Annotated in this window: 17 protein-coding genes; 14 read left to right on the top strand and 3 right to left on the bottom strand. The window is 39.1% G+C overall.

Translation table 11 applies throughout. From position 1 onward, the window contains the following. The 12 genes from G3T18_RS22175 to G3T18_RS22120 form a co-directional block, all read left to right on the top strand. On the top strand, positions 1–1,356 hold a 1,356-nt coding region (locus G3T18_RS22175), incomplete at its 5' end, for an RHS repeat-associated core domain-containing protein (RefSeq protein WP_224412776.1). Positions 1,357–1,376: 20 nt separating this feature from the next. Continuing rightward, positions 1,377–1,862, top strand: a complete 486-nt coding sequence (locus tag G3T18_RS22170; protein WP_224412775.1) for a hypothetical protein — start codon at positions 1,377–1,379, stop codon at positions 1,860–1,862. Positions 1,863–2,091: 229 nt separating this feature from the next. Beyond that, on the top strand, positions 2,092–2,286 hold the full coding sequence (locus G3T18_RS22165; RefSeq protein WP_224412774.1) for a hypothetical protein: 195 nt from the start codon (positions 2,092–2,094) through the stop codon (positions 2,284–2,286). A 63-nt stretch (positions 2,287–2,349) separates the two neighbouring features. Further along, positions 2,350–2,574: a hypothetical protein gene (locus tag G3T18_RS22160; RefSeq protein ID WP_224412773.1), complete on the top strand. Its 225-nt coding sequence runs from the start codon at positions 2,350–2,352 to the stop codon at positions 2,572–2,574. A gap of 31 nt (positions 2,575–2,605) precedes the next feature. Further along, positions 2,606–2,758, top strand: a complete 153-nt coding sequence (locus G3T18_RS22155) for a hypothetical protein (RefSeq protein ID WP_224412772.1) — start codon at positions 2,606–2,608, stop codon at positions 2,756–2,758. A 389-nt stretch (positions 2,759–3,147) separates the two neighbouring features. Further along, on the top strand, positions 3,148–3,621 hold the full coding sequence (locus G3T18_RS22150; RefSeq protein WP_224412771.1) for a hypothetical protein: 474 nt from the start codon (positions 3,148–3,150) through the stop codon (positions 3,619–3,621). A gap of 39 nt (positions 3,622–3,660) precedes the next feature. Then, a complete protein-coding gene (locus G3T18_RS22145) occupies positions 3,661–4,125 on the top strand; it encodes a hypothetical protein (RefSeq protein WP_224412770.1) in 465 nt (154 codons plus the stop codon). A gap of 466 nt (positions 4,126–4,591) precedes the next feature. Further along, on the top strand, positions 4,592–6,592 hold the full coding sequence (locus G3T18_RS22140; protein WP_224412769.1) for an RHS repeat domain-containing protein: 2,001 nt from the start codon (positions 4,592–4,594) through the stop codon (positions 6,590–6,592). 9 nt (positions 6,593–6,601) lie between these two features. Then, a complete protein-coding gene (locus tag G3T18_RS22135; RefSeq protein WP_224412768.1) occupies positions 6,602–7,678 on the top strand; it encodes an ankyrin repeat domain-containing protein in 1,077 nt (358 codons plus the stop codon). A gap of 612 nt (positions 7,679–8,290) precedes the next feature. Beyond that, positions 8,291–8,704 carry a helix-turn-helix domain-containing protein gene (locus G3T18_RS22130; protein WP_224412767.1) on the top strand — a complete coding sequence of 138 codons (414 nt, stop codon included), beginning with the start codon at positions 8,291–8,293 and terminating at the stop codon, positions 8,702–8,704. Positions 8,705–8,798: 94 nt separating this feature from the next. Continuing rightward, complete coding sequence (locus G3T18_RS22125; RefSeq protein ID WP_224412766.1) at positions 8,799–9,053, top strand: acyl carrier protein; 255 nt, start codon at positions 8,799–8,801, stop codon at positions 9,051–9,053. 13 nt (positions 9,054–9,066) lie between these two features. Beyond that, positions 9,067–9,315 carry a hypothetical protein gene (locus tag G3T18_RS22120; protein WP_224412765.1) on the top strand — a complete coding sequence of 83 codons (249 nt, stop codon included), beginning with the start codon at positions 9,067–9,069 and terminating at the stop codon, positions 9,313–9,315. A gap of 33 nt (positions 9,316–9,348) precedes the next feature. Here the strand turns inward: G3T18_RS22120 and G3T18_RS22115 are convergent, their stop codons facing one another. Continuing rightward, positions 9,349–9,819: a hypothetical protein gene (locus tag G3T18_RS22115; RefSeq protein WP_224412764.1), complete on the bottom strand. Its 471-nt coding sequence runs from the start codon at positions 9,817–9,819 to the stop codon at positions 9,349–9,351. Positions 9,820–10,009: 190 nt separating this feature from the next. On the opposite strand from G3T18_RS22115, the gene G3T18_RS22110 reads away from it, so the two are divergent. Then, positions 10,010–10,621 carry an IS200/IS605 family accessory protein TnpB-related protein gene (locus tag G3T18_RS22110; protein ID WP_224412763.1) on the top strand — a complete coding sequence of 204 codons (612 nt, stop codon included), beginning with the start codon at positions 10,010–10,012 and terminating at the stop codon, positions 10,619–10,621. Positions 10,622–10,706: 85 nt separating this feature from the next. On the opposite strand, the gene cax is transcribed toward G3T18_RS22110, so the two are convergent. Continuing rightward, complete coding sequence (cax, locus tag G3T18_RS22105) at positions 10,707–11,825, bottom strand: calcium/proton exchanger (protein ID WP_224412762.1); 1,119 nt, start codon at positions 11,823–11,825, stop codon at positions 10,707–10,709. Positions 11,826–12,294: 469 nt separating this feature from the next. On the opposite strand from cax, the gene G3T18_RS22100 reads away from it, so the two are divergent. Then, the gene (locus tag G3T18_RS22100) at positions 12,295–14,904 is read left to right on the top strand and encodes a DUF3536 domain-containing protein (RefSeq protein ID WP_224412761.1); all 2,610 of its coding nucleotides are present in this window, start codon (positions 12,295–12,297) and stop codon (positions 14,902–14,904) included. Positions 14,905–14,973: 69 nt separating this feature from the next. Here the strand turns inward: G3T18_RS22100 and G3T18_RS22095 are convergent, their stop codons facing one another. After that, the gene (locus G3T18_RS22095; RefSeq protein ID WP_224412760.1) at positions 14,974–15,111 is read right to left on the bottom strand and encodes a hypothetical protein; all 138 of its coding nucleotides are present in this window, start codon (positions 15,109–15,111) and stop codon (positions 14,974–14,976) included. Between the last annotated feature and the right edge of the window lie 186 nt (positions 15,112–15,297).

The following is a 15,297-nucleotide window of genomic DNA, read 5'->3' as shown; positions in this document are numbered from 1 at the left end:
ACTTATGGGTACGATTTAATATCTCAGGTGCAAGATGGGGAAGGTTCCTTCTATCACGTTGATGGGTTAGGTAGTACCAGGTTGCTGACTGATGCAGTGGGAGCAGTGACAGATACTTATACTTATGATGCTTACGGTAATTTAGTGGCTTCTAGTGGTAGTTCCAAGAGCGATTATTTGTTTGCCGGGGAGCAGCGAGATGGGGAGACTGGGTTAGATTATTTGCGGGCGAGGTATTATGACCCGACTCTGGGTCGGTTTATTTCGGCTGATGCTTATGATGGGTCTTTGAATGACCCGATGAGTTTGCACAATTACCAGTACGCTCATGCTAATCCTATTGTTAATACTGACCCTAGCGGGTATGTAACGATTCAACAGGTGTTAACTGCTATAGGGGTTCATTCAATCCTAGCAAGCATGAGTTTTACCACAGGCTATGCACTGGGAACCGTTTTGGCAACAGGTAATCCTACTGATGCTGCTGAAATTTACGACCGATATTTTGCTGGTTTTGCCGATGCGTTTACTTTTGGTACGACTACAATGATGCGTCGTCAGATTTACGGTGAAACTGCAACAAAAAATCACCAAGGAGGGTTCTTTAACCTTGGTCGTCTGGGAGGATCGATTGCAAGCATGATAGTAGGCGCTCAAGCACCTGGATTGCAAGAATTAGGTCAAGCAAGCTTGAGTGCCAAAGTGGCTTCTGTTTATGATTTATGGGGTTTTGGACTTGGTGTATTTGAAAGCGGTAAAAATATCATGGAAGGGCGTGCCACTTTGTGGGATATTTTGCCCTTTCTACCGATTCTAGGTTGGTTTAATGTTAATTACAAACTGACAAGTCGTGGTTTGGGTTCTAATGGCGGTAATGTCATAATTACACCCAGAAACCCCCATCCACCTATCAGCATTTACAGAGGAACAGATTTTACTGACGAAATAAATATTTTTAAGGAGACTGGATATATTATGAGCGATGCTGCTAGAGATGGATACAACCATGCTAGATATGTAGAAAATCGTTCCATAAAACACTCAATTGAGTATGCAAGAAAAGCATCACGAAAAGCTCATCAAACCCAATTAGAGTTCTGGGGTTCTTTAGATGATTACGTTCAAGCACATAGTGGTAGGCCTCAGGAAGTAAGAGATGCTGGTTTCCGTTCAATGATTTCTTTTACAACCGATTCAGATGAGGTCTATAGGTTTATGAGTCCAAATCGTGGAATTATAGTAACCAGAGAAATTCAGCATCCTTATGATTTGATAATTCCTCAAACTCTCCCAGGTGCTGGAGAATCAGAGCAATTGGTTTTGCATATGATTAAAAATGTTCGTATTATTAATTAATTTTTGCGATCGAAGAAAAAATGAAACAAATTAAAGTAGAAGAAATTGAGTTATTATACTTAACATCAGATGATTTGCTACTACTGAGTAGCAATCAAATATTTTTGAATAATGCTCAGATTGAAATAGAAGATTTAAGCTACCGTTTAAAACCAGAATTATTTAACCAGGATGATGTAAGACCAATCGTGGTAATCTTGCCTTTTAAGGCTAATTTTGGGAACCTTAATTATTTCTATTGGAATAACAAACCAAATTTAAAAGAACTAGATTTAAAAGTCACTCAAAATAATTTTACAGAAAATGATTTTGAAGCGTCTGTAATTACTCGCTACCAAAAAACCAGATGTTCTAACTGCGGTTGCTGGTGGGACACATTAGTTGTTGATGAGTGGAATTACTTTAGAACTCCTGGTCTTGGTACAGCTAAAATTCGGCAAAGTAAATTTAAAGAATGCCCCAACTGTGGAGAATCATTGCGACAATGCGTAGTGATGATTTTTTAATACCAAATTATTATCGAAGTTGGCAGGACTATATTAATTGGAGAATGTCAACGTTCAACTGAAACAGATTGGGAACCATTCTGGCTCAACGTCAAAACTGGATAAATTCGTTGGAAAAAATACGATCCACTTAAAGATTTTCGTCAGAGTCTGAAAATCAACAAACAACCCTGGTGGAAGATTTTGTAAGGACGTAGCAGAGCAAGCTGGAAGTAACAGTTTAGCATTTATGAATACAACAAAATTTATCATACTTGATATGAAAAGAATTAAAGAATCAAACGAAATTGAAGTTCATTTACAAATTGGAGAATCAACTCAAACATACAAAATTAAACGTGAAAAAATAGGTTTTAGTATTCCCGGAGAATTACAGAATTTAATGATGCAAAGATCTGAAAGATGTCGAAATTTTGAGAGCTAGTTACTGATTTTTACGAGAGTAATGAAGTAGTATTCTTTAGATGAGTATGTTCAGAATCACAGCTTGAGGGGAACAGAAATTCGAGCTTTAGGTGGCGCACCTAAATCAATGATTTCTTTTACCACCGATCCTAATGTGGTTAGCACATTTTACACTCCTGACAAAGGAAGAATATTGACTCGACGGGAAGTTCCCTACAATTTGCTAATCCCACAAACACTGGAAACATCTACAGAATCAGAAGTGCTTGTGTTGCATATGATTAAAAAAGCACGCATCCAATATTGATTAATAAAGCTCTTGATAATAACAATTACTTATGAAACTTATTCAAATCGAAGAACTTTTTTATCACTTAATTTATTTTTATGCAAACGAGCCTTTAGCGCTTTGTGAACCATTAGATCGGGGCTTGAAATCATTTCAAAATTTTATGGAAAAAGAACTAAAAAAAAAATTAATCTTAGATTAATTTTAGTGCAGGATACGTTGAGATTTGATGGTTATGATGTGAAATATCTTTATTTTGAACCAGATAAATTTCCCAGTAATTTAGATGAGAAAGTTCGGAGCAACACTTTTACCGATGCCGACTTTGAAGATTCAGTAATTACCAAATTTCAAGAAACAGTATGTGTGTATTGCAAGTGGAAGGGACCGACGCTATGCATAGAACATGATTGCTATGTTGGAAATTTTGAGCTGGAGGTAAAAAAAATGCGAAAATTAGAATTTAAGCTTTGCCCTAACTGCGGAAAATCGTTACGACAAAGCGTAGTGATGATTTTTTAAGATCAAAAAACCTCTCGATACGTCTTCCAGGATTAGCAGCTTCCTATACCACATTAATAAATATAAACTATGAAACTTATTCAAATCGAAGGACTTCCTTTTGAGCTAATTTACTTTTACGAAAACGAGTTGTTTGCATTTTCTCAACCATTAAACCAAAACTTGAGACCCTTTCAACCTTTTATGGAAAAAGAGTTGAAAAACCATTTCAATCTTCGATTAATTTTAATCAAGGGGTTTTTAGGTTATGACGCTTATTTTGTACAATATCTTTATTTTGAACCGGATAAATTTCCAATAGATTTAGATGAGAAAGTTCGGAGCAACACTTTTACCGATGCCGACTTTGAAGATTCAATAATTACCAAATTTCAAAACACATATTGTATTTACTGTAAGTGGAAAGGTCCAACGCTATGCGTAGAAAGAGATTACTACTATAAAAACTTTGAACTACAGCTAAAAAAAACTCGTAAGTTAGAATTTAAGTTTTGCCCTAACTGCGGAAAATCGTTACGACAAAGCGTCGTGATGATTTTTTAATACCAAATTATTAATTTATTTTGGCAATACAATCTAAAAATGAAAAAAATCAAAGTAGAGGAAATTGATTTATTCTATTTGACCTCAGATGATTTGCTCTTATTGAATAGCGGTCAAATCAATATAGAAGATTTAAGCTACCGTTTAAAACCAGAATTATTTAACCGAGATGATGTGAGACCAATTCTGGTGACTTTGCCTCTTAATCCTAATCCTATTGTTCTTTATTATTTGTATTGGAATAACGAACTAAATTTAAAAGAACTAGATTTGAAAGTCGCTCAAAATGATTTTACAGAAAATGACTTTAAAGCGTCTGTAATTACCCGCTCTCAAAAAACCAGATGCTCTAACTGCGGTTGTTGGTGGGACACATTAGCTGTCGATGACTGGCATTACTTTAGAACTCCTGGTCTTGGTACAGCTAAAATTCGGCAAAGTAAATTTAAAGAATGCCCCAACTGTGGGGAATCATTGCGGCAATGTGTCGTGATGATTTTTTAATCCCAAATGATTAATTAATTTTTGCAATGCAATCTAGAAACAAAAAATATTAAAGTAGAGAAAATAGATTTATTATATTTGATATGAGATGATTTGCTACTATTTAACAATGGTAAAATATTACTAAATAATACTCAAATTAATCTAGAGTATTTATGCTACAGATAAGGGAGACACCAGCTACTCCTATACCTATGGAGACAATGGACTAGCTACAATACAAAGTCCCACCGATAGCAAAATTCTTGAATATACCTATGACGACGATGGTAATCTCAAAACCGTTACCTATAGTGACGGAGGAATTAAAGAATATACCTATAAACAAGACAATAACCTCGAAAAAGTTACTCTTCCCAACGGTGTCACGATTAATTATCAATACGACGAGAATGGAGTAGAAATTAGTCGTACCTCTTCTGTTGATGGACAAGTAATCTCTACTTGGGACGATCAAGATGGGAAATTGCTATCCGTTGAAGATAGTACCGGAGTAACTAACTATATCTATGATGAAACCACTCAGGAATTCTTAGGAATTGATTACGGGAATGGTGGTAGTCCGCGCTACGAGTACGATAATTTCGGTCGCATCGAACAAGTAAAAGTACAAGCAGATCCCCTCAGTGCAGTTTACACTACCAGTTATGAATACGATCCAGTAGGTAATCTCATAAAGGTAACTGACCCCAACGGTGGCGAAACAGTAATGATTTACGATGAAGTTAATCGTTTAACTAGCCGTAATTTACCTAACGGAATAACCACCACCTACAGCTATATTGAGAATACAGATTGGGTGAAGAAAATTACTCATACGGCTGCGGATGGGACAATTGTCGCTTCTGCTGAATACATCAGAGAGGGAATTGGAGAACCTGTGAAGATTATCCGCGAGGATAATTCTTATGTAGAGTTAGATTATGATGATTCTCTGAGGGTGATTAAGGAAACCTATTTTGACGATCATGGCGTTCAAATTGAACAGATTGAATACAGCTATGATGCTGAGGGTAATCGTCTGAGTGTTAGTAATGGAGAAGCTGAAGGAATTTATTTTTATGAAAATCTTCATCAGTTGAGTTCAATTGATACCGATACCGGGACAGAAACTTATACCTATGATGATGCTGGGAGAATCGCTAGTATTAGTCGGGATGGAGAGATTTGGAATTTAGCATATAATACGGCAGATTTGATTACTTCTGTGACTGATGCTGCGGGGAATGTAATTGTTGAGTATGAGTATGATAGCAATGGTCGTCGTGTAGAAGCAACTGATAGTACCGGACAGAGGAATTATTTGGTTGCACCAATGGGTAATAGCGATTTAGAATCTCCGCACCTGATTACTGATGAGAATGGGGATTTAATCAGTGCTTATGTTTATGGTGGGACAATGCCTTTGTTAAGGTTGGATGAGAGTGGAAATCCGGTGTATTATCTCACTGATGCGATGGGTAGTACGATTGGTTTGGCTGATGGTAGTGGTGTGGAGGTGGCTGAGTTTGATTATGATAGTTTTGGCAATTTAAGGCGTTCTGTGGGGAATGATTTAGGGGTAACAGGAGGGGATTTTCGGTTCCAGGGTCAGTGGTTGGAGTCGAGTACGGATTTGTATCATATGAGGGCAAGGTATTATGACCCAGAAAGTGGTAGGTTTGTGAGTAGAGATCCGGTGGAGGTGATTGAGTATGAGCCTCAGAGTAGCAATCCTTATCAGTTTGTTTATAATAATCCTCATATTTATAGCGATCCTTCTGGGATGTTTACGATTACTTCAGTTAATGCAAGTATTGAAATTCGTAGGATTTTAGATACAGTTAAAGCAGAGGTTATTGGTGGCATAAGAAAGGAAGTAATTGATGAAGCACATGGAGTTGTTACTGACATTGCAATTGACCTTCTGAATAACTTACTTCCTGCTGATTTACTAAGTATTAAAGCTGGTTCCTTAGATAGCAAATCGCTTAGCGGTACCCCTTCACCTTGGGAAGAGCGAGTCACAAATACTACCTGTAACATTATTAAAAGCGCAATGCCTAGCTTTTTTGGGCTTGATACTCTTTGGTTTCAACCATCATTAAATAAACGCACTGGAGAGCCTGTTGGAAATGGTTTCAATCCATCTCCAATAGCTACAACGGGCTGCGGTATTCCCTTTGTCAAAAAGACAGGAGGTCTAATTGAACCAGAATTAATAGTTAAGCATGGAGAGCCTACAGACACAAGTTCTAAAAGTTATCTGGTTCTGGAGGTAAAAACAGCTATTGGTGGTGTTGAGTTTACTCCAGGGAAACAATTTGATACAATTACCAATTATGCTAAAGATTATATGTTTGTACCTACAGTATTGTATGTAAGTCTCAAAAAGCCGACCGGAAAACAAGTAAAGAGAGAAAACCAAATGAAACAAAAAGCAGTTAAAAAAGGAGTGATACTAGAAGTTATTGATTTTGGCATTTAAGTCACATAAATGATATCTATTATAAAAGCTGTTAGAGCTAAAGATGTTGCTAAAGTTCGCGAGTTGATTTTTAATCACCAATTTAGTTACTTTGAAAGAATGCTCGCTTTTGTTGAAGCAGCAGAACAAGGTGAGTTAGAAATAGTTCAACTCTTTATTAATACTGGAGTAGATGTAAATGAAGAAGTACCACTTTTGAGGTCAACAGCTTTAACTCAAGCAGCTTCTGAAGGTCATGTAGAAGTTGTTAATTTACTTCTACAATTAGGTGCTTTACCAGAACGACCAAGACGAAATCCAAGAGATAAACCAGCTTTAATGTTAGCAGCACAAGAAGGACACTTGAGCATTGTCAAAATACTGGTTGAAGCCGGAGCTAATGTAAATTTGATAGCAGGTTCTGATTCCGACTATGCTCTGTATTCTGCCGCATCTGGGGGTCATGAAGAAATTTTTAACTACCTCTATCCTTTAACTAATCCTGAGCTTCGTCAAGCAGCACTAGATTTATTACCAGAAGGTATTCGTATGCGGACGATAGAGGAAACCGCAGACCCCTTAGCGATCGATTTAACTACCGCCGTCTTTAATGAAAATCTTGAAGAAGTGCGACAGATTCTTGCCTCTGGTGCTGATGTTAATCGCTTTAACGATATGGGTACTACAGCACTATTTTTTGCAGTTCGTAAACAATCTATTGAGCTAGTTCAATGTCTTTTGGAAGTTGGGGCTGATCCGAATAAAAGTAATTTAGACGATGGTAAAACACCTTTAATGATTACTCATGGTTCATGGCGCGAACAATCAGTTCAAATTTGCTCTTTACTCCTAGAATCTGGTGCTAATTCTAATGCTAGAGATGTGGAAACAGGTAAGACAGTTTTAATGCACAATGTAGGTATACCAGCATCTGCTGATGAGCTTTTTAAGGTGAACTGTCGAAGAATTGTTCAAAAAATACTCCAACATGGAGCTGATGTCAATGCTAAAGATAATGATGGTAATACCGCTCTTAGCATAGCTAAAAAGGCAGGAAATACTGAAATTATTCAGTTACTCAAAGAGGCGGGAGCAGAAGAAAATTGAACTAATTGTCGTTACGACAGCAAACGGACAAAAAACAACGCTCGATATATAACTATAATTATTTCACAAAAAAGTCTACATTACCTTACCAGAAAAAATTTTGACAACACATCAGACTACACAGATTTCAGTTTTTCAGCGATAGGGCGCAAACCCTTACCCCAAAATAATCTCACTCAACAAACTCCGACCAATCTTCTTAACTTTTCATCGGTGAAATTGACCCAAGTTTACTACTCAATGATAGCTATCGATTACGTTTACGAGCAGTAGATGTAGCCGGAAATGAAATTAGTACCGAAACCGAGATAGAAGTAGCATCGAAGCTGAAGTTAAGTAGTCGGACAAAAATAAACGCTACTGTATAAAGTTTTGTTGCAGGAGAAGGGGCGATAGACAAGTGCGGCACGCTGCACGATCGCACATTCAAGTCGTACTTGCCTATTACGAGTGCGCGATCGCGTGCACTCGTGTAATTGAGTCTGGGTTAGAGGTAGAAAAGAATTCTAGTATAAATTACTGAGTCGAAGGCAGATTAGAATTCATCTTTCTTAAAATTTGGGAGCGGATAATTGTGAGAACATTAGAGAAAGAAATATAACGGAGAAATCAATGTCATCTCCTCCTTTAAGAGTATTTTTAAGTAAAACAGAAGACATCACTTTATTTGAATTAAGTAAAGCTGACCAAATTCCCCAAAGAACAAAAGATAGGGCTTCGGCACTAAGATTGTCATCTCGGGGATGGAAAGTGGAAAAGATAGCGATGTATTTGAATTGTTCAACTACGACAGTTAGAGCAATAATACATAGATGGGAAAAGCAGGGATTAACAGGATTGTGGGATGCTCCCCGTTCAGGAAGAAAAAAGAAATGGATGGCAGAAGATATAGCAGTAATTGAACAAAAATTAGATACAGAACCAAGAACATATAGCAGTCATCAGCTTTGTAATTTGCTCAAAAATGAAAGAAAAATTAATCTGAGTGAACGTCACCTAAGAAGAATACTCAAAAAAAAACTATAGATGGAAAAGAACAAGAAAATCTCTTAAAGCCAATATGACACTATATTTTTATCAACTTGTTCATTCAGGGATTTTTAAGAAGCTAAATAATTAAATGTCTAATAAACTGAATATTGAAAAACTTGTTTTGAAACTGCTTCACTATTACATTTGTTTACCAAGTGAACACATTCCATCTCTTCAAAGTCGTTTGGTTGAAGATTTACAAGCTGGAGATGATTTGCTTGATTTTATATTAGAGATACAATCCCAACTCAATCTAAAAATTCCTATATCTTCATGGGAAAAGGTAAGGACTGTACAAGATATTATTGACCTTGTTAAACAGTATACAAACAAATGTTCGTAGTATTTTAAGTCTATTGTCTATTCCTACGACAACAACGGCAATCTCATTATATCTGATTGATAAGAATCAACCTTATGCTCAGGTATGGGAAGAATTGACCAGCGAAGAGTTACAGGCGTTTTATGTCTATGGTCATGATTTGATTTCTCAGTCTCGTAATGGGGAGAAGGATTTCTATCAGGTTGATGGTTTGGGTAGTACCCGGGTGTTGACTGATGAGATGGGGGTGGTTACTGATACTTATGATTATGATGCTTTCTGAGAACATGGGGCAAGGTTAACTAATTATTAAAACTTAATGATCTACTTTAAGTTCAGGAGGCGTAAGTCTAGCATGAAGCCTTTTTTCTAGTTCAAGAGCAGCAGCTAAAGCTACTTCTTTGTCTTCATTATCAACAGATTCCTTAAAATCTTGTATTATTTCTAATAAATCTGTTACCCTTGCGTGAATCAAAGTTTGGAACTGATGCCAGTTATACAGATGGTATAAAAGGTGATCTACACATTGATTTAGTATTTCATTATCTGGATTACGAAGAAAAAGTTCCGTACTTGCAAGCCAATCCAAAGCGGCGCGGCTACCATCTAAATATACATGAGTAATAGCAGTTGAAATCATTTGCTCTGATGCTTCTGGATAGGCTTGTCGAAATGCTTGTTGAGCTTGAACCAATAAGTCAGAGCGTTGACACAAAGCTTGAACTAACTCCAGACATTCCTCTTTTGTTAAGTTAGAAATCCAAACTGTCTTTTTGTTCATGGACATTGTGTTGTGTAGTAAATGGACGAAAGATACCGCTACGCGTATAATTATAGTCTTACAACGACTTCGAGGTGAGACATTTTAGGAATCTTCCTTATATGAAATACCTAAATGCCTACTATAGATAAAGCTTCTAAAATAAAATCCCATCCAGTTACAGAAGCAACCACGTCTTACTAGATGTCGAAATCATTTGGTTGATGATTATCTTCATCAAGCTAGTCGTTATCTCGTGAATCTTTTAATGGCTGAAGAGATTACGACATTAGTAATTGGCTATAATCCGGGTTGGAAACAAGAAATTGAGTTAGGTTCCCTCAATAATCAAAAATTTGTCACTATTCCTCATAGAAGACTAATTGAGATGATTACTTATAAATGCCAAAAAGAGGGAATAAAGGTAATTCTTCTTGAAGAATCTTACACCAGTGTTGCCAATTTTCTCAATTTAGATCCTCTTCCCGTCTATGGAGAAGAAACAGAAAAGCCAATCTTTACAGGGAAAAGAATTAAGCGAGGTTTGTATAAAAGCGATCGAGGCCAACTTACTCAAGCAGATGTAATTGGCTCCTACAACATTTTAAGAAAAGCATTCCCAAATGCGTTTAATCGCTATGGGATAGAGAGGTGCGTAGTTCACCCGCTTGAGAATCAATCTCTCAAAGTAAAAGCGAAGGAAATTTCTGCAATGAAATTTAGTCTGTCTATATTTGACTATACTTTTACTAACTATTTGCCACACATAGCAGACGAGGGGGAAGGGGGGAGACAAGGGAGACAAGGGAGACAAACTGGTAACTGGTAAATGCACCGTACGTGATAACGGATAACTGTTCACTGAATCCAATCCCCAATCCAAGGGTCCCCAATCCCCAATCCAAGGGTTTTAACTAACCGAGTCCAGTAACAACCGGATGGAAGTAAAAAGCCAGTCCCAAGACAGCATAAGTAGCTAAAAGCAAACTACCCTCCAGCCAGTTAGAATTACCGTCAGAACTAATCGAATTAGCAATCAAGACAGCCACAGCTACAGCCACCAATTCAAAGGGGTTAAAATTCAAATCCATTGGTTGACCGATCGCCCAACCTGCGATCACTAAAACTGGGGCGACAAATAAAGCAATTTGCATCGACGAACCGACAGCCACAGAAACCGAAAGATCCATCTTATTTTTAATTGCTACTGTCACTGCGGTAGCGTGTTCAGCCGCATTGCCAATAATTGGTAGTAAAATTACTCCAGTGAATAAAGCTGTTAAGCCTAAACTAGAGGTAGCTTCTTCGAGAGAGTCAACCAACAACTCTGACTCTACAGCCACACCCAGGGTTACGACGAGCAAAACACCTACCCATAACCAAAAATTAGGCTTATGTTCAGATTCTTCGCCCTTTTCTTCAATTTCCTCGGCTACTTCTTCATCTTGTTCTGCTAAACCTACATCGTAGAGGTAAGAGTGAGTTTTCATCGAAAAGATCAAACTCAGGACATAAACCAAAATTAAGATGATCGCCACCGCAACCGAAAGTTGCTGAAGGGTACTTTCACCAACACCAGAGGAAGTATATTCCACCGCCGTTGGCAGTAAAATGGCAATCACTGCCAAATTCATCAGTGAAGCATTCATTCTGGCGGCTGTAGGCTGAAAATCCTGTTCTTTGAAGCGTAAACCGCCTAAGAACATCGCAAAACCCATAACCAGGAGCAAGTTACTGATAATCGAGCCTGTAATTGTTGCCTTGACGACTTCAATTAATCCGGCTTTAAGAGCAACAAAGGCGATAATCAGTTCTGTTGCGTTACCGAAAGTAGCGTTCAGCAGTCCGCCCAAATTGGGACCGACAACCACAGCAATTTCCTCTGTGGCTACTCCCATAAACGCTGCTAAGGGGACGATCGCCATACCCGCAGTCAGAAAAACGACTACTTCTCCCCACTCTAGATAATGAGCGGCAATAGAGATGGGGATAAACACTAATAAAATGAAAAAAATCGTGTTTTGGTTGAACATCTAGTTTTTTTGTTCCTCAAAAATTGCGATTGGGCTTCGCTCACCACCAAATCGGCGATCGCGTAAATTGTGCTTAGACACTACTAGATTTATGGCAGAATTCTGGTTCGTTGCCAAGAAGCAATCCATTATTCAGGCGTCTTGCTGGAATTTGTAACAAAATATTGATGATTGTATCGCCAAGTATCCAAAATATAAACTAGCATGAATGAAAGACTGAAGTTCTCTCAATCCTGCTGTAGTATTATAGTCTCAGTCGAAATTTATACATTCTTGTACAAGACTTGACTGCCTAACAGTTTGTAGATAATGGTCACAATTGGCTGTAAATGCGCTCCATTGTTTCGATTAGCTCAGTTATACCCTACCCAAGGTCGAAAGGCAAAATTATCCTTCGATCGCCATTGGAGAGCCAAAATAATTGGGCAGTCGCACTAATTTAACTGTTTTTGAACAACTTGGTGAATTAATGACTTCTGTAGCAAAGCTCGCTTCAGCTAAATCGCGTCAGCGTCAAAGTGAGGTCGCACCCGATCCTTTAAAAACTGCTAAGGGTGTTTATGTGACGGTTCACGGTCATTTTTACCAGCCGCCACGGGAAAATCCTTATTTGGATGCTATTGAAAGGCAGCCTTCTGCTTTTCCTTTTCACGACTGGAATGAGCGGATACACCATGAGTGTTATCGCCCTAATGTCTTTGCCAGAGTGCTAAATGACCAAGGCAAAGTGGTGGGGATCGTTAACAATTTCGAGTATCTTAGCTTTAATGTCGGTCCGACTTTGATGTCGTGGTTAGAACGCTATGACATGGAGGTATATCAGCGTATTTTAGAAGCCGATCGCCGAAGTTGTCAGCGACTTAATGGTCACGGAAATGCGATCGCGCAAGCATACAACCACATTATCTTGCCTCTGGCTAATCCACGGGATAAAATTACCCAAATTCGTTGGGGGATCGCAGACTTCCGTTCTCGTTTTAAACGCGATCCCGAAGGGATGTGGTTGGCGGAAACTGCTGTAGATTATCTGACGTTAGAAGCCCTCGTGCAAGAGGGCATTCGTTTTATTATCCTCGCTCCCACTCAAGCTGAACGCTGTCGTCCGCTACCGACTGAGGATGAAAGCGATCCCGAATGGCATGAAGTTGGGGGATCGCAAATCGATCCCACTCGTCCTTATCGCTGTTTCCTAGACAAGGATAAGTATATTGACTTGTTTTTCTACGATGGTCCGATCTCTGGAGATATGGGCTTTAGCGATCTCCTCAACAGTTCGCAAATTTTTGCGGGAAGATTGGGACAAGCAGTTCACGGGGATCGTCGTCCTTCGCAATTAATTTCGGTGGCGACGGATGGAGAAACTTTCGGTCATCACAAACAAGGTACGGAAAAATGTCTGGCTTATGCTTTTACGGGCGAGTTTCCGGGACGAGGTTGGACGGTGACAAATTATGCTCATTATTTGAGTATTTGTCCGCCAACTTGGGAAGTCCAACTGAAACCGGTTACGGCTTGGAGTTGTTCTCACGGTGTTAGTCGTTGGCAAGATGACTGCGGTTGCGGCGGTGGCGATGTTTGGCATCAAAAATGGCGACGCCCGTTGCGAGAGGCTTTAAATTGGCTTAGAGATGAGTTAGCAGAGATTTTTGAGCAACAAGGGCGGAAGTTATTTAACGATCCCTGGCAAACGAGAGACGATTATGTGGAAATTTTGCGAACTAGAGAAAGTTTCAGCGATCGCGCCCGCTCAAAAGTTGAGGAGTTTCTCGTTCGCCATCAATGTCGTTCTCTTTCTTTAGCCGAACAAGTTGATGCTTTGCGCTTGCTGGAAATGCAGCGACATTCGTTGCTGATGTTTACTAGTTGTGGCTGGTTTTTTGAAGAAATTTCTCGTCCTGAAGGAGTCCAAATTCTCCGCTATGCTTCTCGCGCGATCGAGTTAGCGACGGAATTGACGGGTACTAATCTGGAACCACAATTTATCAAACGTCTGGCTTTAGCGCCAAGTAATGTGGAATGTTTCGGTACTGGGGCGGAAGTTTATCGCCAATTGGTACAAACGGCGCAGGTGAGTTTCCAGCAGGTAGCAGCTCACTACGCGATTAGTTCTTTGTTTACTTCTTTTCCAGAACAAGCGCGAGTTTACTGCTACGACATTCAACAGCTAGATTATCAGCGACAAACGATCGGGACGCTTACTTTGGCTTTGGGACAAGTTCGCATTGTCTCGGAAATTACTTGGGAAAGCACTGAATTGGTGTTTGCTGTTTTGCATTTGGGTGGTTGGGATTTCCACTGCTGCATTCAAAATTTCCAGAAACGCAAGACTTATGGCGAACTCAAAGAAAAGCTTTTTGAGGTTCTCAAGTCGGCTAGTGCAGCGAAGACGATTTCGGCGATGAGTCAGTGGTTTAACGATCAATGTATCGATCTCGAACATCTGTTTGCTGAAGAACGTCAGCGTATCATGCAGCAGCTTACCGAAGAGACGAAGACACGCTTAGACCAACTTTATACTCAGGTTTACCGAGATAATTATGGAGTCTTGGTTGCTTTTAGGCGCGATCGCCTCCCGGTTCCGGTAGAGTTACAAGTAGCAGCCGAAATTGCTTTATCTACTCGTTGTTTGAGCGAAATGATGTCTCTGGAACTTGCAGGGGACGATCCCGAACAAATTCGCGTGGTTTTACCTGAGTTAGAAGCGATCGCTACTGAAGCTAATACTCTTGATTGTCAACTGAAAATTCCCGAAGCGAAAAATATTCTCGAACAGTTGATTTTACGTTTGCTGTGGCATTTGCTCTATGACAATAATCCAGCTACTCTCGAAGACGATCTTAAATTACTAGAACGGATTATTACTGTTGGCGAACAGTTAAAGCTCGATTTATCCCTCGAGCGTCCCCAGGAAATTTACTTCAACTGTCTGCATAATGCGATCGTCCCCCAATGTTTCCCTAGCGAAAAGAGTCCAAGTAATGGCGAAAATTTAGCTTGTCGTTGGGATTTTGCTCAACTCTCGTTATTACTCAAATTAGGAGAAAAGCTCGCTGTTGATGTTAGTCCTTGGCTGAAATAAAAGTTAGTAGGGACGCAAATCGCGTCCCTTATTGGAAAACTACCAAACCAAAATTTGCTTGAAGTTGAATCAGCTTGACAACAAACGCCGAAAACCTTCTTGTTCAAAATGGCGATCTGTGGTTAATGCTTCTGTTATCCCACGCTTTTGCATTAAAACAAAGCTAACTGCATCACATAAGAAATAAGTCTTATCTTGCCTCGCCATCAACAGCGCGATCGCTTCTCGATGCAATAATTCATCAACCTAAACCACCTCAATATCTGGATTATCCAATAAATCATTAACAAAATTCAAGACCGCGATGCGTGGAAACCTTCGTATCTGAGCTAAAGCAATTAATTCAGCTAATTTTGCCACAGCTTCGTGATGCTGAGGTTCCCTTTGGTGAAG

The organism is Oscillatoria salina IIICB1 (assembly GCF_020144665.1).
Lineage (GTDB): Bacteria > Cyanobacteriota > Cyanobacteriia > Cyanobacteriales > SIO1D9 > IIICB1.
The sequence above is the reverse complement of the archived record's forward strand: the minus strand, read 5'-3'. Positions and strand labels throughout refer to the sequence as shown.